General features: G+C 74.2%; 22 protein-coding genes. 12 read left to right on the forward strand and 10 right to left on the reverse strand.

Going from position 1 to position 20,631, the window contains the following annotated elements; genetic code table 11:
- Positions 1-14: 14 nt before the first annotated feature.
- Both ACFEMC_RS01325 and ACFEMC_RS01330 read left to right on the forward strand, forming a co-directional pair.
- Positions 15-611, forward strand: a complete 597-nt coding sequence (locus tag ACFEMC_RS01325) for a TetR/AcrR family transcriptional regulator (RefSeq protein ID WP_380172843.1) — start codon at positions 15-17, stop codon at positions 609-611.
- Positions 608-1,756, forward strand: coding sequence for a GDSL-type esterase/lipase family protein (locus ACFEMC_RS01330; protein WP_380172845.1), 1,149 nt, complete (start codon positions 608-610; stop codon positions 1,754-1,756). Before ACFEMC_RS01325 ends, ACFEMC_RS01330 begins: the two co-directional genes overlap by 4 nt.
- A gap of 3 nt (positions 1,757-1,759) precedes the next feature.
- On the opposite strand, the gene ACFEMC_RS01335 is transcribed toward ACFEMC_RS01330, so the two are convergent.
- From ACFEMC_RS01335 to ACFEMC_RS01360, 6 genes are all read right to left on the reverse strand, one after another.
- Positions 1,760-2,440 (reverse strand): response regulator, encoded by a 681-nt coding sequence (locus tag ACFEMC_RS01335; RefSeq protein WP_380172847.1) that lies wholly within the window; start codon positions 2,438-2,440, stop codon positions 1,760-1,762.
- Positions 2,437-3,822 (reverse strand): sensor histidine kinase, encoded by a 1,386-nt coding sequence (locus ACFEMC_RS01340; protein WP_380172849.1) that lies wholly within the window; start codon positions 3,820-3,822, stop codon positions 2,437-2,439. Before ACFEMC_RS01340 ends, ACFEMC_RS01335 begins: the two co-directional genes overlap by 4 nt.
- Positions 3,823-3,859: 37 nt before the next feature.
- Positions 3,860-4,654: a hypothetical protein gene (locus ACFEMC_RS01345; RefSeq protein WP_380172851.1), complete on the reverse strand. Its 795-nt coding sequence runs from the start codon at positions 4,652-4,654 to the stop codon at positions 3,860-3,862.
- Positions 4,641-5,510 carry an ABC transporter permease subunit gene (locus tag ACFEMC_RS01350; RefSeq protein ID WP_380172853.1) on the reverse strand — a complete coding sequence of 290 codons (870 nt, stop codon included), beginning with the start codon at positions 5,508-5,510 and terminating at the stop codon, positions 4,641-4,643. Before ACFEMC_RS01350 ends, ACFEMC_RS01345 begins: the two co-directional genes overlap by 14 nt.
- Positions 5,507-6,418 (reverse strand): ATP-binding cassette domain-containing protein, encoded by a 912-nt coding sequence (locus ACFEMC_RS01355; protein ID WP_380172855.1) that lies wholly within the window; start codon positions 6,416-6,418, stop codon positions 5,507-5,509. The genes ACFEMC_RS01350 and ACFEMC_RS01355 overlap by 4 nt, the downstream gene beginning before the upstream one ends.
- 136 nt (positions 6,419-6,554) lie before the next feature.
- On the reverse strand, positions 6,555-7,151 hold the full coding sequence (locus ACFEMC_RS01360) for a sugar O-acetyltransferase (protein ID WP_380172857.1): 597 nt from the start codon (positions 7,149-7,151) through the stop codon (positions 6,555-6,557).
- A 54-nt stretch (positions 7,152-7,205) separates the two neighbouring features.
- On the opposite strand from ACFEMC_RS01360, the gene ACFEMC_RS01365 reads away from it, so the two are divergent.
- Positions 7,206-7,337: a hypothetical protein gene (locus tag ACFEMC_RS01365; RefSeq protein ID WP_380172859.1), complete on the forward strand. Its 132-nt coding sequence runs from the start codon at positions 7,206-7,208 to the stop codon at positions 7,335-7,337.
- A 36-nt stretch (positions 7,338-7,373) separates the two neighbouring features.
- On the opposite strand, the gene ACFEMC_RS01370 is transcribed toward ACFEMC_RS01365, so the two are convergent.
- Positions 7,374-8,456 (reverse strand): DUF3616 domain-containing protein, encoded by a 1,083-nt coding sequence (locus ACFEMC_RS01370; RefSeq protein WP_380172861.1) that lies wholly within the window; start codon positions 8,454-8,456, stop codon positions 7,374-7,376.
- A gap of 172 nt (positions 8,457-8,628) precedes the next feature.
- Between ACFEMC_RS01370 and dnaK the strand changes: the two genes are divergently transcribed.
- The 7 genes from dnaK (at position 8,629) to ACFEMC_RS01405 (ending at position 15,074) form a co-directional block, all read left to right on the forward strand.
- Positions 8,629-10,503 (forward strand): molecular chaperone DnaK, encoded by a 1,875-nt coding sequence (dnaK, locus tag ACFEMC_RS01375; protein ID WP_380172863.1) that lies wholly within the window; start codon positions 8,629-8,631, stop codon positions 10,501-10,503.
- On the forward strand, positions 10,503-11,093 hold the full coding sequence (gene grpE / locus ACFEMC_RS01380; RefSeq protein ID WP_380172865.1) for a nucleotide exchange factor GrpE: 591 nt from the start codon (positions 10,503-10,505) through the stop codon (positions 11,091-11,093). Before dnaK ends, grpE begins: the two co-directional genes overlap by 1 nt.
- 40 nt (positions 11,094-11,133) lie before the next feature.
- Positions 11,134-12,180 (forward strand): DnaJ C-terminal domain-containing protein, encoded by a 1,047-nt coding sequence (locus ACFEMC_RS01385; RefSeq protein WP_380172867.1) that lies wholly within the window; start codon positions 11,134-11,136, stop codon positions 12,178-12,180.
- Positions 12,181-12,239: 59 nt separating this feature from the next.
- Positions 12,240-12,662: a heat shock protein transcriptional repressor HspR gene (locus ACFEMC_RS01390; protein WP_380172869.1), complete on the forward strand. Its 423-nt coding sequence runs from the start codon at positions 12,240-12,242 to the stop codon at positions 12,660-12,662.
- Positions 12,663-12,733: 71 nt separating this feature from the next.
- Positions 12,734-13,609, forward strand: coding sequence for an aminoglycoside phosphotransferase family protein (locus ACFEMC_RS01395; protein WP_380172871.1), 876 nt, complete (start codon positions 12,734-12,736; stop codon positions 13,607-13,609).
- A gap of 78 nt (positions 13,610-13,687) precedes the next feature.
- Entirely contained in the window at positions 13,688-14,524 is an 837-nt protein-coding gene (locus tag ACFEMC_RS01400) for an alpha/beta fold hydrolase (RefSeq protein WP_380172873.1), read from the forward strand.
- Positions 14,517-15,074 carry a TetR/AcrR family transcriptional regulator gene (locus ACFEMC_RS01405; protein WP_380172875.1) on the forward strand — a complete coding sequence of 186 codons (558 nt, stop codon included), beginning with the start codon at positions 14,517-14,519 and terminating at the stop codon, positions 15,072-15,074. The genes ACFEMC_RS01400 and ACFEMC_RS01405 overlap by 8 nt, the downstream gene beginning before the upstream one ends.
- 76 nt (positions 15,075-15,150) lie before the next feature.
- Here the strand turns inward: ACFEMC_RS01405 and ACFEMC_RS01410 are convergent, their stop codons facing one another.
- Positions 15,151-15,990 carry a class I SAM-dependent methyltransferase gene (locus tag ACFEMC_RS01410; RefSeq protein ID WP_380172877.1) on the reverse strand — a complete coding sequence of 280 codons (840 nt, stop codon included), beginning with the start codon at positions 15,988-15,990 and terminating at the stop codon, positions 15,151-15,153.
- Positions 15,991-16,067: 77 nt separating this feature from the next.
- Here ACFEMC_RS01410 and ACFEMC_RS01415 point away from each other — a divergent pair, with 77 nt between their 5' ends.
- Positions 16,068-16,586: a hypothetical protein gene (locus ACFEMC_RS01415; protein ID WP_380172879.1), complete on the forward strand. Its 519-nt coding sequence runs from the start codon at positions 16,068-16,070 to the stop codon at positions 16,584-16,586.
- 3 nt (positions 16,587-16,589) lie between these two features.
- On the opposite strand, the gene ACFEMC_RS01420 is transcribed toward ACFEMC_RS01415, so the two are convergent.
- Entirely contained in the window at positions 16,590-17,162 is a 573-nt protein-coding gene (locus ACFEMC_RS01420; RefSeq protein ID WP_380172881.1) for a TetR/AcrR family transcriptional regulator, read from the reverse strand.
- Between the two features lie 118 nt (positions 17,163-17,280).
- On the opposite strand from ACFEMC_RS01420, the gene ACFEMC_RS01425 reads away from it, so the two are divergent.
- Complete coding sequence (locus tag ACFEMC_RS01425) at positions 17,281-18,729, forward strand: MFS transporter (RefSeq protein WP_380172883.1); 1,449 nt, start codon at positions 17,281-17,283, stop codon at positions 18,727-18,729.
- 25 nt (positions 18,730-18,754) lie between these two features.
- Here the strand turns inward: ACFEMC_RS01425 and ACFEMC_RS01430 are convergent, their stop codons facing one another.
- The gene (locus tag ACFEMC_RS01430; RefSeq protein ID WP_380172885.1) at positions 18,755-20,608 is read right to left on the reverse strand and encodes a phosphatase PAP2 family protein; all 1,854 of its coding nucleotides are present in this window, start codon (positions 20,606-20,608) and stop codon (positions 18,755-18,757) included.
- Between the last annotated feature and the right edge of the window lie 23 nt (positions 20,609-20,631).

Raw genomic sequence — 20,631 nt, forward strand, 5'->3', positions numbered from 1 at the left:
TGTACCGTAGGGACGTGTCCCGTCCCCCGCTGACCGCCGCCGCGGTCGTCCAGCGCGCCGCCGAGCTCGCCGACGCCGACGGTCTCGACGCGGTGACCCTGGCGGCCGTCGCGCGCTCCCTGGGGGTGCAGACACCGAGCCTCTACAGCCACGTCCGCGACCTGGCCGCGCTGCGCGACGGGATCACCGTCCTCGCCCTCGACGGCCTCGCCGACCGCGTCGCCGACGCGCTCGTGGGACGCTCGGGCGGGGACGCCCTGGCGGGTTTCGCCGGCGCCCACCGGGCCTTCGCGCTCGAGCACCCGGGGCGCTGGGAAGCCCTGCACCGCAAGGCGGGGCCGGCCGCGGTGCAGGCGCCGGCGGCCGGTCGCGTCGTCCGCCTCACCGAGGCCGTGCTGCTGGGCTACCGGGTCCCGGCGCCGGACCGCGTGCACGCCACCCGCGTCCTCGGCGCCGCCCTCAGCGGTTTCCTCGACCTCGAACGCCTCGGCAGCTTCGACCACAGCTCCCCGGCCGCGCAGGAGTCCTGGCGCGAACTGCTCCGCTCCCTGCACCTCGTCCTGTCGCGCTGGTCCTCCCGCGACCCGTTCCCCCCGCAGGAGGTCCCGTGACGCACGCTCTGACCCCCGACCTGTTCCACGGCGCCCTGGAGGTCGAGGCGACCGCTCGCGGGGTGCGCCCCCACCGGCTCCCGCAGGCCGTCCGCGAGCGGGACGCCGACGCGCAGCTGCTCGGGGCGCAGGCGCAACCGTCGGGCGTCCGGATCGTCGTGTCGACGGCGGCCCGGCACGTCGAGCTGGTCGTGCACGCCACCCGTCAGGCCCTGGGCGGGGTGCAGCGGCTCCGCGGCGCGGTCGACGTCTGCGTCGACGGGGAACGGCGCAGCACCCACGTCCTCACCGGGGGCGACCTCGTGGACGTCGACCTGCGGACGGGGTCCACGGCGACGACGGCCGGGCCCGACGACCACGTCGTCGTCGACGACCTGCCGGCGGGCGAGAAGGTCGTGGAGTTCTGGCTGCCCCACCTCGAACAGGTGGACGTCGTCGCCCTCTCGGCCGACGCGGACCTGCGGGCCGTGGCCCCGTCGGGTCCGCTCTGGGTCCACCACGGGAGTTCCCTCAGCCACGGCTCCAACGCGTCGAGCCCCACCCGCACCTGGCCGGCGGTCGCGGCGCGGGCGGCGGGCGTCCGGCTGCAGAACCTCGGCTTCGGCGGCAGCGCGCTCGTCGACCCGTTCCTGGCGCGGGTGGTGCGGGACCGCCCCGCGGACCTCCTCAGCCTGAAGTTCGGCATCAACGTGGTGGGCGGGGACGTCATGCGGCGCAGGACGTTCGTCGCCGCCGTGCACGGGTTCCTCGACACCGTGCGCGACGGGCACCCGACGACGCCGCTGCTCCTCGTCTCGCCGCTGCACTGCGCGCTGCACGAGGACACCCCTGGCCCGGGTTCCGTCGACGTCGAGGCCCTGGGGCGGGGGGAACTGCGGTTCACCGCGACGGGAACCCCCGGGGACACCACGGGCGGACGGCTCACGCTGCGGGTCGTGCGCGACGCGCTGCGCGAGGTGGTCGCCGCCCGCGGCGACGACCCCCACCTGCACCACCTCGACGGGCTGGACCTGTTCGGCGAGGCCGACGAGCGCGAGCACCCGCTGCCGGACGCGCTGCACCTCGACACCGCCGGGCACGCCCTCGTCGGCCGCCGGTTCACCGACCTCGTGTTCGGCGCCGGGGGCGCGTTCTCCCGTCGCTGAGGGTCAGGAGTTCTCCCCGGCCCGCACGAGCCCCCACTCGTAGGCCGCGATGACGGCCTGCACGCGGTCGCGCAGCCCGAGCTTCGCCAGCACGTTGCCCACGTGCGTCTTGACGGTCGTCAGGGACACGACGAGGTCCTCGGCGATCTCCGCGTTCGACGATCCCTCGGCGATGCGGCGCAGGACGTCGAGCTCGCGCGGGGTGAGGGGCTGCAGGCGCGCGTCGAGGGCGTCCCCGGGCGTCGCCTCCGGATCGGTGGGCAGGTGCGTGGCGAACAGGTCGAGCATCCGGCGCACCAGGCGGGGGGCCACGACGGAACTCCCGGAGTCCACGACGCGGATCGCGTCGACGAGTTCCTCGGGGCCGGCGCTCTTGACGAGGAACCCGCTGGCACCCGAGCGCAGCGCGGCGAACGCGTACTCGTCGACGTCGAACGTCGTCAGCACCAGCACCCGGGAACCGGGGTGCTCCTCGGCGATGCGCCGGGTGGCCTCGATCCCGTCCATCCCGGGCATCCGGACGTCCATCACGACGACGTCGGGGGCCAGCGCCTGCACCTGCTCCAGCGCGACCGCGCCGTCGGACGCCTCGCCGACGACCTCGAGGTCGGGTTCGGACTCGATGACGAGACGGAACCCCATGCGCAGCAACGCCTGGTCGTCCACCAGCAGCACGGTGGTCACGAGCGGCCCCCTCCGTCGGTCGGCAGGACGACGTGGATCCGCCAGCCACCGCCGTCGCCGGGACCGGCCTGGACCTCGCCGCCGAGCAGGGCCGCGCGTTCCCTCATCCCGACGAGCCCGAGGTGGGTCCCGCCGCCCTCACTGGCGCCGACGCCCCCGGCGTCCACCACCTCCAGCTCCAGGGTGGTGTCGTCGCGTCGCAGCGCCAGCAGGACGGAGGGGGTTCCCGGGGCGTGCCGCAGCACGTTGGTGAGCGCCTCCGTCACGATCCGCACGACGGCCAGGCGCAGGACGGTGTCCGCGGGCAGCGGGACGTCCAGACCGCTGGTCGTCAGCGGCAACCCCGCCGTCCGGAACCGGTCGACGACGCCGTGCAGGTCCGTCTCGGTGGGTCCCGTGGGAACCCCCGACGAGTTCCGGTCCTCGAGCTCGGGCGGCTGCAGCGAACTCAGCACGCTGCGCATGTCGGCGAGGGCGTCCCGGCCCGTCGCGGACAGTTCGGCGAGCGCCCGCCGGGAGGCGTCCGGCGCGCGGTCGAGCGCCGAGGCCGCACCGTCCGACAGCGCCACCATCACCGAGACGCTGTGCGCCACGATGTCGTGCATCTCCCGCGCGATCCGGGCCCGTTCGGCCGACCGCGCGAGGGCCGCGCTCGCGTCGCGTTCGCGGGCCATCGCCGCGTACCGCTCGGCGAGGTCGTGGGCGTGCAACCGGCGGGCCTGCGCCCCCGCGCCCGTGACCCCGCCCAGCACGAGGAGGGCGAGCAGCAGGAACAGCGTCCACGTGCGGCGCCCCGTCGAGGGGTCCGGTTCGCTGAGCCGCTGGAAGGGGGCACCGTCGACCGGAGGGAGTTCGTCGCTCCACAGCAGGACCTCGGCCAGACCGATGACCTGCCAGCGCAGCACGGCGACCGACACCACGACGAGGACCGCGGCGCCGACGGCCCACGCGGTGCGGGCGCTGCGCCGGGCGGCGACGGCGTGCAGCGCCCAGGCCAGGCAGAACCCCAGCACCCCCAGCACCTGGCCCAGCGCCAGCGACAGGACGGCGAGGAGGGTCACCACCCCGGTGACGGCCAGCGGCCACCGGTTCCGGCCGACGAGCGCGAGCGCCCCCGCCACCGTCCCCGCCAGCCAGGTCGTCACGTAGCGCTCGCCCAGGGGGGACCCCGACGAGAACAACCCCAGGCTCGTGGCCCCCCGCACGGTCTCCGACACGGAGAGGGCGGTGACGGCCCCGACGAGCAGCACGAGCGTCACGACGAGCACGTGCGCGGTCCACGGGTGGGCCCGGAGCAGCCGGCGCGGTGTCGTCTGGTGCTGCACCTGCGACGCGGTGAGGGCGGGGGGACCCCCGGGGGTGGCGGCATGCGGTGTCGTCACCGCGACAGCCTCCCACCGGGCGTGCACCGCCCCCGGGTCAGGAGACGTCACGACGCACCAACCGGTACCCGGCGAGGACGGCGAGTGCGGCGCACCACGCGGCCAGGACCAGCCCGCCGCCCGCCGCGCCGAGGTGGGGGCCGTGGCCGGCGGCGAGCGCGGCGAGCTGGGCGTCGTCGGCGAACAACCGCGTCCCGCTGCTCGGCAGGAGCGCGCGCACGGTGTCGGCGACGCGGCCGGGGTGCGGAGCCAGGAGCTGGTCCAGCAGCACGAACAGCGCGACGGCGGCGGCCAGCGCGGCGAGCGGTCGGCGCAGCAGCGCACCGAGCAGGACGCCGCACACCGCCGCCCCCGTGAGGAACAGCACGTAGCCGGCCGCGGTGCGCAGGTCCGCGGGGTCGGCCGTCGACCACGACAGCCCGGCCGTCCGCCGGGTGCCGGCGGTCACCGCCAGGGAGGCCGCGATCGCCACGAGCCCGGTCGCCAGGGCCAGGGCACCGGTCAGTGCGACCTGCGCGAGGAGGACCGGGAGGCGACGGGGCACGGCCGCGTACGTCGTCAGGGAGGTCCCGACCGCGAAGTCCGTGCTCCCGACGAGCACCCCGAGGACGAGGAGCCCGAGCTGGGCGAGGAGGTGCCCCGAACCCGCCAGCGAGGTGCCGCTCACCGCGTCCCCCGGGCCGACGAACAACCCCAGGACGAAGGCCAGGAAGGCTGCGGCGCAGACGGTCCCCGCGAGGAGCCAGGGGGTCGACGGCAGGCTCACGACCTTCGTCCACTCCGCGGCGACCACGCGGGGGACGGTGACGGCGCGGGCCTCAGACGAGGTCACGACGACGCAACCGGAACGCGGCGACGGTCAGCGGCACCGCGACCCAGGCGGCCAGGACGAGGGCGGAACCGCCGGCCCCGAGGTCGGGGGCCCCGTCGAGCCCACCGCCACCGGGGTTCGTCAACGCCGCCCCCGCGCCGACGGGGGTGAAGCTCTCCACCGTGTTCACGGCCGCGGTCGCCGCGGGCGGGTTCTCCGGGTCGTACACCGCCGCCGGGTCGTTGCCCGCCTCGGCCGCGAACGAGAGCACCACGGGGGCCACGAGGAGCAGCACGACGGCCGCCACGAGGGCGGGGACGGGGCGGCGCAGCAGCGCGCCGATCGCCAGGCCCAGCAGCCCGGCTCCGACGAGGAAGACCACCGAACCGAGCAGCAGCGCGGGTACGCCGGCCGCGGCGAGGTCGGGGGTCGTCTCGCGCGAGGCGGCGGCGGGGAGGATCCCCAGCACGGCCGCGGCGACGCTCAGGACGCCGGTCCACAGGGCCACGGCGGCCGTCACGACGGCCTGGGCGAGCAGGACGGGAACCCGCCGCGGCACGGCGACGAACGTCGACCGGAAGGTTCCCGTGCTGTGCTCACCGGTCCCCACGAGCACCCCGAGGACCAGGACCCCGAGGAAGGCCAGCGGCAGCACGTCCGCGAGGCCCCGCGTGGGGACGAACCCCGGATCGCCGGCGGAGGCGGTGGCGGACAGGTGGGTGAGGAACCCCACCAGCCCGACGGTCGCCACGACGACGACGTGGGTGGACCGCAGGCCGAGGAGCTTCGTCCACTCCGCGCGGACGACCCGCGCGAAGGACGGACCGGAACCCGCCACGACCGTCCGGGGCGTCGGCGAGCCGACCGCGGCGCTCACCGGGCACCGGCCTGGTACTCGACGGAACCGCTGGTGAGCTCCAGGTACGCCGCCTCGAGCGAACCGGCCTCGGTGGCGAGTTCGAGGACCGTCGCCCCGACCCGGTCCGCGACCGCGCCGACCTCCTCGGCCGAGGTTCCCCGCACGTGCAGCGTGCCGTCGGGCTGACCCGTGACGACGGCCCCGTCCCGCACCAGCGCCTGGGCCAGTGCCTCAGGTTCCGTGGTCCGGACGCGCACCAGGCCGGCCCCGCGGGACCGTTCCAGGAGTTCGGCCACCGTGGCGTCGGCGAGCAACTGCCCGCGACCGATGACCACGACCCGGTCCGCGCACAGCGCGAGTTCGTGCATGAGGTGGGAGGACAGGAACACCGTCCGGCCCTCGGCCGCCAGGTCCCGCACCAGGGAACGGATCCACAGGACGCCGTCGGGGTCGAGGCCGTTGACCGGTTCGTCGAACACGACGGTCGCCGGGTCGCCCAGCAGCGCCGCGGCGATGCCGAGCCGTTGGCCCATGCCGAGCGAGAAACCCTTCACCCTCCGGCCGGCGACGGACTCCAGCCCGGTCAGCCCGATGACCTCGTCCACCCGGGAACGGGGGATGCCGTGGGTGCGGGCCAGCGCCAGCAGGTGGCGGAACGCCGTCCGGCCCGGGTGCACCGACCGGGCGTCGAGCATCGCCCCGATCGTGTGCAGCGGGGCCTTCAGGTCCACGTACCGCTGTCCGTCGACCAGGACGGTGCCGGCGGTCGGGCGTTCCAGGCCCAGGACCATCCGCATCGTCGTGGACTTCCCCGCACCGTTCGGGCCCAGGAAACCCGTGACCGTCCCCGGGTGGGCCGTGAACGACAACCCGTCCACCGCCGTCGTCGTCCCGTAGCGCTTCGTCAACGCCTCCGCCGTGATCATGCGTCCTCCTCGTGCCGCTGCCGACACCCCTCGGCCGGTCGTGGTCGACGCTAGGAGCGGGGGTTCGGGGGGGAGCACCTGCCGGAGGACGAGATCGGGGCGTCTGAGGCCTCCTCCTCGAGGACGAGGAGGACGTTCAGTGGCGGGGGCGGAACCCGGTGCGGTCGGCGGGGGTGATCTCGCGCAGCACGCGCGCCGGGTTGCCCGCCACGACGACCCCCGCGGGGACGTCCCGGGTGACGACGCTCCCGGCGCCGACGACGGCGCCGTCGCCGATGGTGACGCCGGGCAGCACCGTCGCCCCGCCGCCGATCCAGACCGCGTTCCCCAGGGTGATGGGCACGGCCCGGCAGGCGCCGGCGGCGCGTTCGAGGGGGTCCAGCACGTGGTTGGACGTGTAGAGGCCCACCTTCGGGCCCAGGAGGACGTCGTCGCCGACGGTGATGGGGGCTCCGTCGAGCATGACGCAGTCGAAGTTGGCGAAGAACCGCGAGCCCAGGTGGATGTTCCGGCCGAACTCGCACCGGAAGGTGGGTTCAAAGGTCACCTCCCGCCCCATCGAGCCCACGACGTCCCGCAGCAGTCCCTCCCGCACCACGGACGGTTCTCCGGAGGAGGCGTTGTAGGCGTTCGTGGCGCGCACCGCGTCGGCACGTGCCGCGAGGAGTTCGGGGGTCAGGTCGTCGTACACCGCGCCGGTGGCGATGTGCGCGAACTGTTCGGCCAAGTCCATGGAGACCAGCCAACCAGAGGACCGCAGCGCACGTTCGCACCACGGGTGCGCCGGATGAGCCCGCGCACGACGTCGCGGCGAGGAGCGGACGGGCGGCATCACGAACCGGACCGCCGCCTGCGGATCCTCGAGGTCACCCTCGAGGTCACGTCCGAGCGGCTGAACCGTCTCGTCGACCGCCGGTGAGGCGGTCGAGAGCTCGACGGACGACTCGTGGTCTCCTCACGACGGCAACCGCCACACGTCCGCGAGCATCCCGCCGTCGGCGGTGTGCCGAGCGGGTGCGGGGGAGTCCAGGACGACGAGCAGCTCCCGGCCACCGGGCAGCAGGGCCAGCCCCTCCGGGTGGTCCTCGCCCTGCCCGTGCGGCAGCTCGAGGACGACGGGCAGTTCGTCGGCCCGCACGACGTCGGCGGTCTCGACGCTGCAGGCGCCCGCCCAGCGGTGGACGCGGACCGGGCCGGACAGCCCCATCGAGGGGCCGGTCAGCACGAGCAGGTCGTCCCCGTCCGGGCACAGGTCGCGGATGCCGAGCCCGCGCAGGTCCAGCAGGTGCGTCCGGTACGTCGAGCCGTCCTCGAACTCCGCCAGCACCAGCCGGTGCGGGTCCTTGCGGTGCGTCACCGGGCGCACCTCGAGCACGACGGCCCAGCCGCGCAGGACCGGACCCCGCAGCCCCACGTACAGCCGCGTCCCGCCGGGTGAGTGGTGGACGGCGACGCCCTCGACGTCCAGGCCGTTGTCCTTGGACGGGATGGACAGGAAGGGGCCGACGAGGTCGTCGTCGCGCAGGTGCACCGTCAGGTCGTCGTCGTGCGCGCCGAGGACCGCGGCCGTCAGCACCTCGCCATCGACCTCGACCCGCCGCGCGGGCAAGCCTGTCGTGGGGTCGACGGGCAGGCGGACGAGGACGTAGCGGTTGGCCTCGCGCACGACCTTGCCCAGCCGCTTGCGCGCCTTCGCGTCGCCGTCGGTGGGGCGGATGCGCTTGCGCTTGAGGCTGTGCGACCCGATGGCCCACAGCCAGTTCCCGTTGCGCGCCAACCCCTCCACATCGGCCTCCTCGTGCGGGGGGCCCGGGAGGTCGACGAGGTCGGCGAGCGCCACGCAGACCTGGTCGCCGTACCCCGTGACGGAGCCGTCGACGGTCTGGGCGGTGAGGCGCTCGACCGTGGCGGTCTCGTCGCCGGCGACCCACAGGAAGGGGCCGTCCGAGCGGACGGCCGACAGGTTGACGTGCGTCGCGCCGGCCTTGGACGCATCGTCGAAGTGCAGCGGCACGCGGCGCTCAGGCTCTCCACCCATGAAGGGAGAGCGTCCGGGACGGGCCTGCGGTTCCGGGAACAACGGACCCACCTCGCGAGTTGAGCCCATCAGACTCAAGTTCACGGAGTCTCCGCTTGACAGATCCGGAGCGGTCCGCGAACTTGAGTGGGGAACGCTCAACAGTCACACCACGCTCGGGAGGGCATCCACCATGGCACGTGCGGTCGGCATCGACCTCGGGACCACCAACTCCGTCGTCTCCGTCCTCGAGGGCGGCGAGCCGACGGTCATCGCCAACGCCGAGGGTGGGCGCACCACCCCCTCCGTCGTCGCCTTTGCCAAGAACGGCGAGGTGCTCGTCGGCGAGATCGCCAAGCGCCAGGCCGTCACCAACGTGGACCGCACGATCCGGTCCGTGAAGCGCCACGTGGGCACCGACTGGAACGTCGAGATCGACGACAAGAAGTACACGCCGCAGGAGATCAGCGCCCGCATCCTGCAGAAGCTCAAGCGCGACGCCGAGAGCTACCTCGGTGAGAGCGTGACCGACGCCGTCATCACCGTCCCGGCGTACTTCTCCGACGCGCAGCGCCAGGCCACCAAGGAGGCCGGCGAGATCGCGGGGATGAACGTCCTGCGCATCATCAACGAGCCGACCGCGGCCGCCCTCGCCTACGGGCTGGAGAAGGGCAAGGAGGACGAGCTCATCCTCGTCTTCGACCTCGGTGGCGGGACCTTCGACGTGTCCCTGCTCGAGGTCGGCAAGGACGACGACGGGTTCTCCACCATCCAGGTCCGCGCGACCTCCGGCGACAACCACCTCGGTGGTGACGACTGGGACCAGCGCGTCGTCGACCACCTGCTGAAGAAGGTCCAGGGCGCCTACGGCATCGACCTGTCCAAGGACAAGATCGCGATGCAGCGCCTCCGGGAGTCCGCCGAGCAGGCCAAGAAGGAACTCTCTACGGCCACCAGCACCGGCATCTCCCTGCAGTACCTGTCGATGACGGAGAACGGCCCCGTCCACCTGGACGAGCAGCTGACCCGCGCGCAGTTCGAGCAGATGACGCAGGACCTGCTGGACCGCACCAAGAAGCCGTTCCACGACGTCATCCGCGACGCCGACGTCAAGCTCGCCGACATCCACCACGTCGTGCTCGTGGGTGGTTCCACCCGCATGCCCGCGGTGACGAGCGTCGTCAAGGAGCTGACCGGCGGCAAGGAGCCCAACAAGGGCGTGAACCCGGACGAGGTCGTCGCCATCGGCGCGGCGCTGCAGGCCGGTGTCCTCAAGGGCGAGCGCAAGGACGTCCTGCTCATCGACGTCACCCCGCTGTCCCTGGGCATCGAGACCAAGGGCGGGATCATGACCAAGCTCATCGAGCGCAACACGGCCATCCCGACCAAGCGCTCGGAGGTCTTCACGACTGCCGACGACAACCAGCCCTCGGTGCTCATCCAGGTGTTCCAGGGCGAGCGCGAGCTGGCCCGCGACAACAAGCCGCTGGGCACGTTCGAGCTGACCGGCATCGCCCCCGCCCCGCGCGGTGTGCCGCAGGTCGAGGTGACCTTCGACATCGACGCCAACGGCATCGTGCACGTGAACGCGAAGGACCGCGGCACGGGCAAGGAGCAGTCGATGACCATCTCCGGCGGCAGCGCGCTGTCGAAGGAGGACATCGAGCGGATGGTCAAGGACGCCGAGCAGCACGCGAACGAGGACAAGCAGCGTCGCGAGGAGGCCGAGGCCCGGAACCAGGCCGAGGCGCTCGTCTACCAGACCGAGAAGTTCATCGCCGACAACTCCGACAAGCTGCCCGCCGACGGCAAGGCCACGGTGGAGTCCGCTGTGGCGGAGCTGAAGACGGCGCTGAACGGCACCGACGCGGCCGAGATCAAGGCCAAGTCCGAGGCCGTCGCCAAGGCCTCGCAGGAACTGGGTTCGGCGATGTACGCCGCGCAGCAGTCCGAGGGTGCCTCCGCCGGTGACGCCGGTTCCCAGACGGGCCCGGACTTCACCAAGAACGCCTCCTCCGACGAGGACGTGGTGGACGCCGAGGTCGTCGACGACGAGAAGGACAAGTGATGTCGGAGGAGTTCTCCGAACCCACCGTGGTCCGCGACAACCGCCGCATCGACCCCGAGACGGGGCAGGTGCGCGGTCAGTCGCCGGCCGACGCGTCCCAGTCCGAGACCCCCGCGGCACCGACCGTGGGGGGCCCGGACGACGGGGCCGCCGACGCCGAGCTCGACGCGGCGCAGGGCCTCGCGGCCTCGCGCCTGGAGGAGCTGCAGCGGCTGAACGCCGAGTACGTGAACTACAAGAAGCGGGTCGACCGCGACCGCGACGTCGCCAAGAACGCCGCGATCGCCGGGGTGGCCGAGGCGCTGCTCCCGGTCCTCGACGACGTCCACCTCGCGCGCGAGCACGGTGACCTCACCGGCCCGTTCGTCGCGATCGCGGACAAGCTCGAGGCGACGCTGGCGCGGTTCGGCCTCGAGCGGTACGGCCAGGACGGCGAACCGTTCGACCCGGCCGTGCACGAGGCGCTCATGCACAGCCACTCCGACGAGTACGAGGTGGCGACGTGCACGAAGGTCCTGCAGCCGGGGTACAAGCTCGGCGACCGGATCCTGCGTCCGGCCCGCGTCGCGGTGGCCGACCCGCAGGGATGACCTGCGGACGAACTGACGAGATCGAGGGAGGGGGACGCCGGTGAGCATGCAGGACTGGGCCGAGAAGGACTTCTACGCGGTCCTCGGCGTCCCCCACGACGCCGACGCGGCCGAGATCAAGAAGGCGTACCGCAAGAAGGCCCGCACGTTGCACCCGGACGCGAACCCGGGTGACGCGTCGGCCGAGCAGCAGTTCAAGGAGGTCGGCGAGGCCTACGCGGTCCTGTCCGACCCCGAGCAGCGGCAGCAGTACGACGGGATCCGCGCCATGGTCGGCGGCGGCGCGCGGTTCTCCTCCGGGGGAGCCGGCGGCGCGGGCGGCGGTGCCGGGTTCGAGGACCTGCTCGGCGGGTTGTTCGGTCAGGGCCGTGGGGGCGCACCGGGCAGTGTCCGGTTCGGGACGCCCGGGGGTGCCGGCGGCGGTGCGGGGTTCGAGGACCTGCTCGGCGGGTTGTTCGGCCAGGGCGGTGCCGCTCCCGGGGGTTTCCCCGGCGGTTTCGGCGGCGCGCAGACCCCGTCTCGGGGTCAGGACCTCGACGCCAGCGCCCGCGTCACCTTCCGCGACGCCCTCGAGGGCAAGACGGTCTCCCTGCGGGTCCCCGACCCGCGCGGGGGGCCGGCCCGGACGGTCAACGCGCGGCTGCCCCAGGGCGTCCGCGACGGTCAGAAGGTCCGGTTGCGCGGCAAGGGGTTGGCCGGTCCCGGGGGGACGGGCGACCTGCTCGTCACGGTGCACGTCGAACCGCACCCGGTGTTCCGCCGGGACGGCGACGACCTGCGCATGACCCTGCCGGTCTCCTTCGACGAGGCCGTGCTCGGCGCCACCGTCGAGGTCCCGACCCTGGACGGCGCGACCGTCAAGGTGAAGGTCCCCGCCGGGACGCCGTCGGGCCGCTCGCTGCGGCTCAAGGGCCGGGGCGTGAAGCGGTCCCGTTCGACCGACGACCGGGGCGACCTGTTCGTCACGATCGAGGTCGTCGTCCCGCAACGGGTCGACGGCGCCGTCCGCGAGGCCGTCGAGGCGTTCGCCAAGGCCACCGCGGGCGACGACCCGCGCGCGGGTCTGGCCGAGCGCGCCCGCAGCTGACACCCGGCACTGACACACGGCACTGACACCGGCACGACGACGAGACGAGGAGGGGAGAGGTGTACGAGGACGACAGTCCGCTGTTCGTGATCTCGGTGGCGGCCGACCTCGCGGGCATGCACCCGCAGACGCTGCGCCAGTACGACCGCCTCGGACTCGTCTCGCCCAGCCGGGCCCGGGGTCGCGGGCGGCGGTACTCCGCCCGCGACATCGCCCAGCTGCGGGAGGTGCAGCGCCTGTCCCAGGAGGACGGCGTGAACCTCGCCGGCATCAAGCGCATCCTCGACCTCGAGAACCAGGTGCTGGCCCTCGGCCACCGGGTGCAGGAACTCGAGGACGAGATCTCGCTCGTCCGCCAGCAGGCCCGGCGGATCTTCGCCGCGGGGGTGGCCGGCGACATCGTCGCCACCCCGATGGGTCGGCGGCCGGAGTCGCAACGCTCGACGGCCCTCGTCGTCTGGCGCCCCGACCGCAGTCGCTGAAGCGTCAAGGAACCCCGTCCACTCCGGTGGGCGGGGTTCCTGCGTTCCCGGGCGCGGGCCACACTGACGGGGTGGACGAGGCGGCGGTGCCCTGGGCCCGGGACGTGCTGCGCCGCAGCGGCGTGGAACCGGGCCCGGCCGAGCTCGTGAAGGACCGACCCTGGTCGACCGTGTGGAGGTTCTCGACCCCCACCGGGCCGGTCTGGCTGAAGGCCTGCCCGGAACGCACCCGGCACGAGGTGCGGCTGCTGTCCGCCCTGGCCCGCTGGGGCGTGCCGCACGTCCTGGTCCCGCTCGCGGTCGAGGAGGACCGCGGCTGGGTGCTGCTGCCCGACGGTGGACCGACCGTCCGCGACGTCCCGCTGGAACCGGTGGCGGCGCAGCGCCGTTGGGCCGGGGCGCTGAGCGCCTACGGCGAGGTCCAGCGCGCCACGGCCGCGCACGCCGACGTCCTCGTCGCCCTCGGCGTCCCCGACCTGCGTCTGCCGGAGCTGCCCACGGCCTTCGAGCGGCTGGCGCCGCGCTGGGCGCCGGACGTCCGACCGCTGCTGCCCCGCGTGCGGGAGGAGGCCGCCGAGCTCGCCGACCTCGGCCTGCCGGCGACGCTGCAGCACGACGACCTGCACGACGGCAACGTCTTCGCCGCCGGGCACCGTCCCTTCGACTGGGGCGACGCGTGCGTCGGGCACCCCTTCACGAGCCTGCTCGTGGCCCTCGACGCCGGGCCGGAGGGTCCGGCTCCCGATCCGCGCGAGCCCGCGGCGGCGGCCTACCTCGCGGGCTGGCCAGGGCTCCCGACGGACGGTCTCGACCGCGTCCTCCAGCTCGCCGTGCGCCTGGCCGTCGTCAGCCGCGCCGACAGCTGGGACCGGGCCCTGGCCGGCTGGACGGAGGCGCCCGAACCCTACCGGACCGCGCCCGCGGACTGGCTGCGCCGACTCGGCTGAGGGTCGCCCGCGGAGGACTTGCCTCCTCTGGCTAACGGGCGTAGCTTTCAGCTAACGACATTAGCTGAGGAGATGGTCATGACCGAGTTCCTGCGCCGCGACGGGGGAACCCTCGCGTACGACGTCGAGGGCGAGGGTCCGCTCGTCGTCCTGGCCCACGGGATGGGGGACGACCGCCGCTCGTACCGCTTCCTCGCCCCGCGCCTCCTGGCCGCCGGGTACCGGGTCGCCACCCTCGACCTGCGGGGCTGCGGGGAGTCCAGCGCGGGCTGGGACGGGTACCGCCGCACCGACATCGCCGCGGACCTCGTCGCGCTCGTCCGCCACCTCGGCGGCCCGGCCGTCCTCGTGGGCCAGTCGATCAGCGGTGGTGCGGCCACCATCGCGGCGGCCACGGCCCCCGACCTCGTCGCCGGGCTCGTGGAACTTGCGCCCTTCACCCGAGCCCAGTCGCTGGACGTCGCCGGGCTCGTGCGCGTCGGGCGCCACCGGCGGGCGATGGTCGACCTGGCGCTCGCAGCGGGGGTGGGGAGCACCCGCGCGTGGGGTCGTTACCTCGACCTCGCGGTGCCCGCGAAACCCGCGGACTGGGACGCTGCGCGCGCGCGGACCCTGGGCCTGCTGCGCGAACCCGGCCGGAAGGCCGCCTTCAAGGCCATGGGGTCGGCTTCCCCCGCGGACGCGGGGGAGGCTCTGCGCGACGTGCGGTGCCCCGTCCTCGTCGTCGAGGGGAGCGCAGACCCCGACTGGGCCGACCCGCGCGCCGAGGGGGGTCGCGTCGTCGCCGACCTGCCCGCCGGTCTCGGGGAACTCGCCGTCCTCGACGGCGTCGGGCACTACCCGCACGTCGAGGCGCCCGAACAGGTCGCCGACGTCGTCCTGCCCTTCCTGCAGCGGACGCTCGCCCGTGCCTAGGGCGGGTCTGGACGCCGCAGCCGTCACCCTCGCGGGCGCTGACCTCGCCGACGAACTGGGGTTCGAGAAGCTCGCCATGGGGGTGGTCGCCGACCGGTTGGGGGTCCGGCCGCCGTCCCTCTACAAGCACGTGGGGTCCTTGGCCGACCTCGCGCAGCGCATCGCCGCGCTGGCCGCCACCGAACTCGGCGACACCCTCAGGGACGCGTTGCAGGGGTTGTCCGGTCCGGACGCGCTCCGCGCTGCCGCGCAGGCGTTCCGCGGGTTCGTCCGGAACCACCCCGGCCGGTACGCGGCCACGCTCGGCGCGCGTCCGACGTCCCCCGACGACGAGTACGCACGTGCCACGGCCCGGGTGCTGGAATCCCTCGCTGTGGTGCTGCGCAGCTACGGGGTGTCGGCCGCCGACGAGGTTCACGCGCTGCGGATGCTGCGCAGCGCCCTGCACGGTTTCGCGACCCTGGAGTCCGGCGGAGGCTTCCAGCTCGGCACCGACGTCGACGAGAGCTTCGCGTGGCTCGTGGAGTTCGTCGACCGGGGGCTGCGCTGATCGCGACGCTCCGAGAGCGTTGCAGCGCCCACGACGGCCGCAAGCCTGCGGGCCGTCTGCCGCAGCCACCGCCGCTTCAAGACCCAGTACGTGGTCCAGGAACTCCGGCGGCGGCAGGTCCGCGATCCAGCACCGGACGACCCGCCTCCGTTCTGGGAGACGAACTCCGGACGCGCAGCAGGAACCGCCGTTCGGTGAACTGCAGCTGCGCGCGTGCGTGCAGGGCCAGGAGGACTCCGGCGTAGCGCGCGACCGTGAAGTCCGTCGGCAGGTGCCAGGGAACCGTCCGCAGGAACGACACGAGCGTCGACACGTCGGCGAAACGGACCGGGCCGCTCCACGACTCGGCCACCTCGACGTGGAGGTCGGCCGACACGGCCGCCCGGTGGGCGTTCTCCAGCGTCACGTCCTGGAAGACGGGTTCGGCCCCGAACTCCGACACCAGGTCGTCGAGGTTCCGGCCGTCGACCTGCTGGGTCAGGAAGGTTCCGCCCGGTCGCAGCACGCGGGACACGTCGTCCGCGTCGTAGGCCGTGTGCCGGGACAGGACGACGTCGAACCGGTCGTCGGGGAACGGCAACCGCTCTCGGGTCGCATCGTGGGGCTCGACCGTGATGCCGAGTGGGGCGAGCGCCGTGCGGGCCACGGGCAGGTTCGGTGCCCAGCCCTCGGTCGCGTGCGTGTCGGCCGGGAGCACGTCCGCCAGCCCGGTGAGGAACTCCCCACCTCCGGTCCCGAGGTCGAGCGCCGAGGGTGCCGCCGTCAGTGCGTTCCGCGCCAGCGTCGCGTAGGACCAGGGTGGGTCGACCGTCTCGACGACGCCCGAGAACTCCCTGGACGACCACCCGGTGACGGGTTCGGCGAAGCGCCGGGACCACTCGGCGAGGAGATCGTCGGAACCGGTGGGTGACGTCACGACTCCACCGTGTCGACCGGCGGGGAGTCGGAGCAACTGGATTGGTGCACCAGGGCACACGGGTCGAGACTGCGCGGGTGTGGTGGCGCTGGTACACGGCACCTGCCTGGTGGCGGGTCCTCGAGATCACCCTGCTCTTCAGCGTCTGCTTCGGGCTGGCCACCCGTCTCGAAGGCCCGGCGACGTGGGGTGTGACTGCGGTGTCGGCGATCTCCGGTGGCCTGCTCGTCGGGCTCCTGTGGGTACCGGATCGGGCGCGGACGCGCCGGCGGTTCGTGGAGGCTCTGCCGCCTGGGACGACACCGGAGCAGGTGCGTGCTGCGGTCCGGGCCAGCCGGAGGGGCCCGGCCCCCCGGGACCCGGTGGTCCGGGTGGTCGCGACCGTCCTGTTGCGTCAACGGGTCGACGCGTACCTGGGAGCTCGGCGGTCGTCCCTCGTCGTCGGCGCGCTCGGAGCGCTGGTGGCGGGGACCCTGGCGGTCACCGCCCGCCCGGCGTGGGCCGTCCTGGCTGTGGTGTTCCTGGCCGGGGTCGTGCAGGCGTTCGTGGGGCCTCGTCGGCTGGCTGACCGTCTGGTCGTCGTTTCCGAGGGCTGAGCGTCAGGGCCGCGAGCGCAACCCGTCGACGGCCATGCCGAGCACGCGGTCGAGCTGGTCCGGCGTCGAGTAGCTGCCGGTCGAGATGCTGGACACCAGCCGGACGACGTCGTCGATCTCGACGTCCCCCCGGGCGCTCCCGTCGGCCTGGGCGGCCCGGAGCAACGGCTCGCCCGCCTCGGTGATCGCGGTGCGGCAGGAGGCGAAGACCGGGTTGCCCGCGCCGAAGGCGGAGCGGAGCTCCTCGGCGAGGGACCGCTTCGTCGCCAGGTACTGCACGTACCGCTGCAACCAGCCGGCGAGGGCGTCCCACGGGGTCCGGGTACCGGCCAGCTCCGCGGCGACGTCGCACAGGTCCTGGACCTCGTCGAGGTAGATCGCCTCGAGCAGGGCGGAGCGGTCCGGGAAGTTGCGGTAGAGCGTGCCGATGCCCACTCCCGCCGACCGGGCGATGTCCTCCAGGGTCGGGGGTTCCTCGCGGGTGAACGCCTCGCGGGCGCTGGCGAGGACCTTCTCGTAGTTCCGGCGTGCGTCGGCGCGCCGGGGTGGCTCGCGGCGCAGCGTCGGCCCGGTCATGGAGTCCCCTTGTGAAGTGGAGGAAGCCTCCGGTAACGTTCCGGAGGCAGCCTCCACTCTACGACCTCACGTCGCCGGAGGCGAGCCTCCACACCCGCCCTCGTCCTGAGGAGCCCCCGTGTCCACCGTTCCGCAGACCACCCGCGTCCCGCGGCCGCGCCGGCCGCTGCACCGCGCACCGTCGCCCACGCCGACCGGCCACCCCCGCGGCGTCCTCGTCGTCCTGTCCGTCGCGGCCGCCAGCTTCTCGCTGCTGCAGTCGCTCTACTCGCCCGCCCTGCCCACGCTGCAACGTGAGCTCCACGCCGGGCCGACGGCCATCACGTGGGTCCTCACGGCCTACCTGCTGTCCGCCGCCGTCTTCACCCCCGTCCTCGGCCGCGTCGGCGACGCCGTCGGACGCCGCCCCGTCTTCGTGCTCGTGATGCTGGCCCTCGGGCTCGGGTGCGTCCTGGCCGCCATCGCCCCGAACGTCGAGTTCCTGCTCCTGGCCCGGGTCGTCCAGGGCATCGGGGGAGCGGCGCTGCCGCTGGCCTTCGGCATCCTGCGCGACGCGTTGCCCCCGCACCGCCTGCCCGCCGCGATCGGGACGATCTCCGCGCTCGTCGCCGCGGGCAGCGGTCTCGGGGTCGTCGTCGCCGGTCCGGTCCTGACGGTCTTCGGCACCCACGTCCTGCTGGGCCTGCCCGCCGTGCCCGTCCTCGCCGCCGCGTTCGCCGCCCTCCGCGTCGTCCCGCGCGCCACCCGGCGGGAACCGGCCCGCGTGAACCCGCTCGCGGTGACCCTGCTCGCCGTCGCGCTCGTCGGGCTCCTCGTGCCGGTGAGCCAGGCGGGCGCCTGGGGCTGGACCTCACCCGTGACCCTGGGGCTGCTCGCGGTGTCGGTCCTCGCCGCCCTGGGCTGGGTCCGGGTGGAGAACCGTTCGGCCGCGCCGCTGGTCGACATGGCGACGATGCGCGTCCCCGCCGTCTGGACGACCCACCTCGCGGCACTGCTCTTCGGGGCCGCCATGTTCGGGGTGTTCGTCTACCTGCCCCAGCTCGCCCAGGTTCCGACCGCCGCGGGGTACGGATTCGGCCTCGACGCCACGGGCGCCGGGCTGCTGATGCTCCCGCTGCCGGTTGCGATGTTCGTCGCGGGAGTCGTCGGCGGCCGGCTCGACCGGGGTTTCCCCGCCCCCGCGCAACTGCTCACCGGAGCCCTCGTCTGCGCGGCCGCCGCCGCGGGACTGGCTGCGGCGCACGGGTCCGCGGCGCTCGTCGCGGTCGAGGGCGGCGTCTTCGGCCTCGGCGTGGGACTCGCCTACGCGGCCATGACGAACATCGTCGTCCGCGCCGTCCCGGCCGCGCAGACCGGTGCGGTGAGCGGGGTGAACGCGAACACCCGGGTCATCGGCGGTGCGCTCGGCGCCGTCCTGACGACGAGCATCGTGACGGCCCACCTGCAGGCCGGTGGGGTTCCGCGCGAGTCCGGGTTCACCACCGCGTTCGCGGTCCTGGCCGTCCTCGCCCTCGGCGTCGCCGTCGTGACCGGCGCCGGCCGGCGGCTGGCGCGCCCCGTCGAGTGACGGAAACCGCCTGCAGCGCAGGTGCTCATCCGGCGAGCCGGCGGACACCCACCCCGTGGCGCGTCGCCACGAGTTCGGCCCGGCAGCCACCGACGACGGCCACGGCGCCGAACCCGCCCCGCACGGTGCGCGCCTCCAGCACGGGGCGGACCTCACCGACGCGGCAGTCGTCGCCGAACTCGACCTCGAGGCGGCTGCCGGGGGCGAGCGTCGCCGTCCCGGCCACGGTCAGCGGAGCGCGCCGCCCACCGACGGGGACGTGCAGGACGGCGCCCGGGGCCTGGGTGAGGTTCCCGTCCAACCGCACGTCGCCGGCGATCGTGAGCGTCCCGCCGCGCAGGTCGACGTCCCCGCACCCCAGCGCCGACGAGCAACCTGCGGCCAGCTCGCCCGCCTCGAGGCGCACGCCGCCGCGGAAGGAGTTCCGGCCCGTGAGGGTGAGGCGGCCGGACCCGCGCTTGACGAGCCCGCCGGTACCGCCGATGTCGTTGCGCCACGCGTCGGTCGCGTTCAGACCCCCTGCGGCCGCGTCCATCACGACCGTGACGTCGCGGTCGAACCGGCCGTAGCCGTCGGCGGCGTCGAAGAGGTTCAGGCGACCCCACAGTTCCGGGCCGTCCAGCACCGGGTAGCCCGACGGCAGCGCCGTGGTGCGCAGCACCTCCCGGCGCTGGGCCGCGTCGAGGTAGGGGTGGCGGGTCTGGAGGAGCGCCTCGGCACCCTTCGGCACGACCATCGGGCGCTGCGGCCCCGTCCGCGGGAAACCGTAGGTGAGGTGCTCCAGGACGGCCGCGCGCGCGCTGTCCCGGTCGGGTGCCGCGAACTCCACGAGGCCCGTCGCGTCGTGGCCGGTGGCGCGCTCGAAGTACGCCAACGCCGTCGCGCGGGCGGCCTGTGCTGGCGCCGCGTTGGCGGGGTCGCCCAGCTCCGCGGCGGCCAGTGCGGTGGCGAGCGTCCGGCCACCGAGGACGTCCAGCGGTGAGTGCATGCCCGCGACGATGCGCAGGTGGGCGCGCTCGAACGCCCGGGCGACGAGCGCCTGGTAGCGCTCGGGGACCGCGTGGGCGAGGGCGAGCGCGGCGAGGAACAGCGCGTTGGTGTGCCCGCTGGGGAAACCGCCGTCGGTCTCCGGCGTCGTCGACCGCTGCCGCAGGAGGGTCGGCACGACGACGACGTCCGAGCGGTACTCGGGGTACCCCAGGGCGTCGGTGCCTCCGGTCGGCTGCACGGTGCTGTCGGGGGACAACCGCCACGGCCGCGGGTACTGGAGGGCGTTCTTGCTGGGGTTGCCGGAGGCGAAGGGGCCGCGCACCGTCTGCACGAGCCGCACGACGTCGCCGAGCTCGGAGTCGACCGAACCGGCGCCGGTCGCCGATCCCGCGGGTGCCCCGGCGGGGACCGCGTCCTCGACCTTCGTCGGCGGCGTCGTCGCCGGGGCGCTGGTGATGCTCGTGACCGCCAGGCTCCCGGCCAGGTACGCCGGGGCCAGCGGGCCGAGACCCGCGATGACCGCGTAGCTCTGGTCCTGCCGGTCGACGACGAACGCCTCCGCCGCCTCCTCGGCCGTGCGGGAGCGGGTGACCTGGGCGCAGTAGCGGACGTTGCGCCGCAGGACCCCGCGGTCCAGGACCCGACCGGAGTCCCACGTCGGACCCGTCTGCCAGTACCGGTTCAGGTCCGACAGGATCCGCACGGCGGCGTTCGTCGCCGCGGTCGTGTTCTCCGGGACGTTGGTGCGGTAGGAGTCGACGAAAGCGGCGGCCGCGGTGGGGTTCTGGGCCGCCTGGGCGCTGCGGGCGGGGGCGAGCAGGGCGACGGGGGCGGCGAGCCCGACGGCGAGCAGGCTGCGGCGGGTGGGCGCGGCGGTCGGTGGGATCACGGTCACGGACGGTAAGCGGTTTC

Source organism: Kineococcus sp. DHX-1 (genome assembly GCF_042473625.1).
Lineage (GTDB): Bacteria > Actinomycetota > Actinomycetes > Actinomycetales > Kineococcaceae > Kineococcus.

What these genes read in the sequence shown, in the direction of transcription:
- ACFEMC_RS01355 (WP_380172855.1), bottom strand. Translation starts at nt 6,418, where the DNA reads ATGATCACGGCGGAGGCGTTGACGAAGCGCTACGGGACGACGACGGCG.
- ACFEMC_RS01360 (WP_380172857.1), bottom strand. Translation starts at nt 7,151, where the DNA reads ATGGACTTGGCCGAACAGTTCGCGCACATCGCCACCGGCGCGGTGTAC.
- ACFEMC_RS01365 (WP_380172859.1), top strand. Translation starts at nt 7,206, where the DNA reads ATGAGCCCGCGCACGACGTCGCGGCGAGGAGCGGACGGGCGGCATCAC.
- ACFEMC_RS01370 (WP_380172861.1), bottom strand. Translation starts at nt 8,456, where the DNA reads ATGGGTGGAGAGCCTGAGCGCCGCGTGCCGCTGCACTTCGACGATGCG.
- dnaK (WP_380172863.1), top strand. Translation starts at nt 8,629, where the DNA reads ATGGCACGTGCGGTCGGCATCGACCTCGGGACCACCAACTCCGTCGTC.
- grpE (WP_380172865.1), top strand. Translation starts at nt 10,503, where the DNA reads ATGTCGGAGGAGTTCTCCGAACCCACCGTGGTCCGCGACAACCGCCGC.
- ACFEMC_RS01400 (WP_380172873.1), top strand. Translation starts at nt 13,688, where the DNA reads ATGACCGAGTTCCTGCGCCGCGACGGGGGAACCCTCGCGTACGACGTC.
- ACFEMC_RS01420 (WP_380172881.1), bottom strand. Translation starts at nt 17,162, where the DNA reads ATGACCGGGCCGACGCTGCGCCGCGAGCCACCCCGGCGCGCCGACGCA.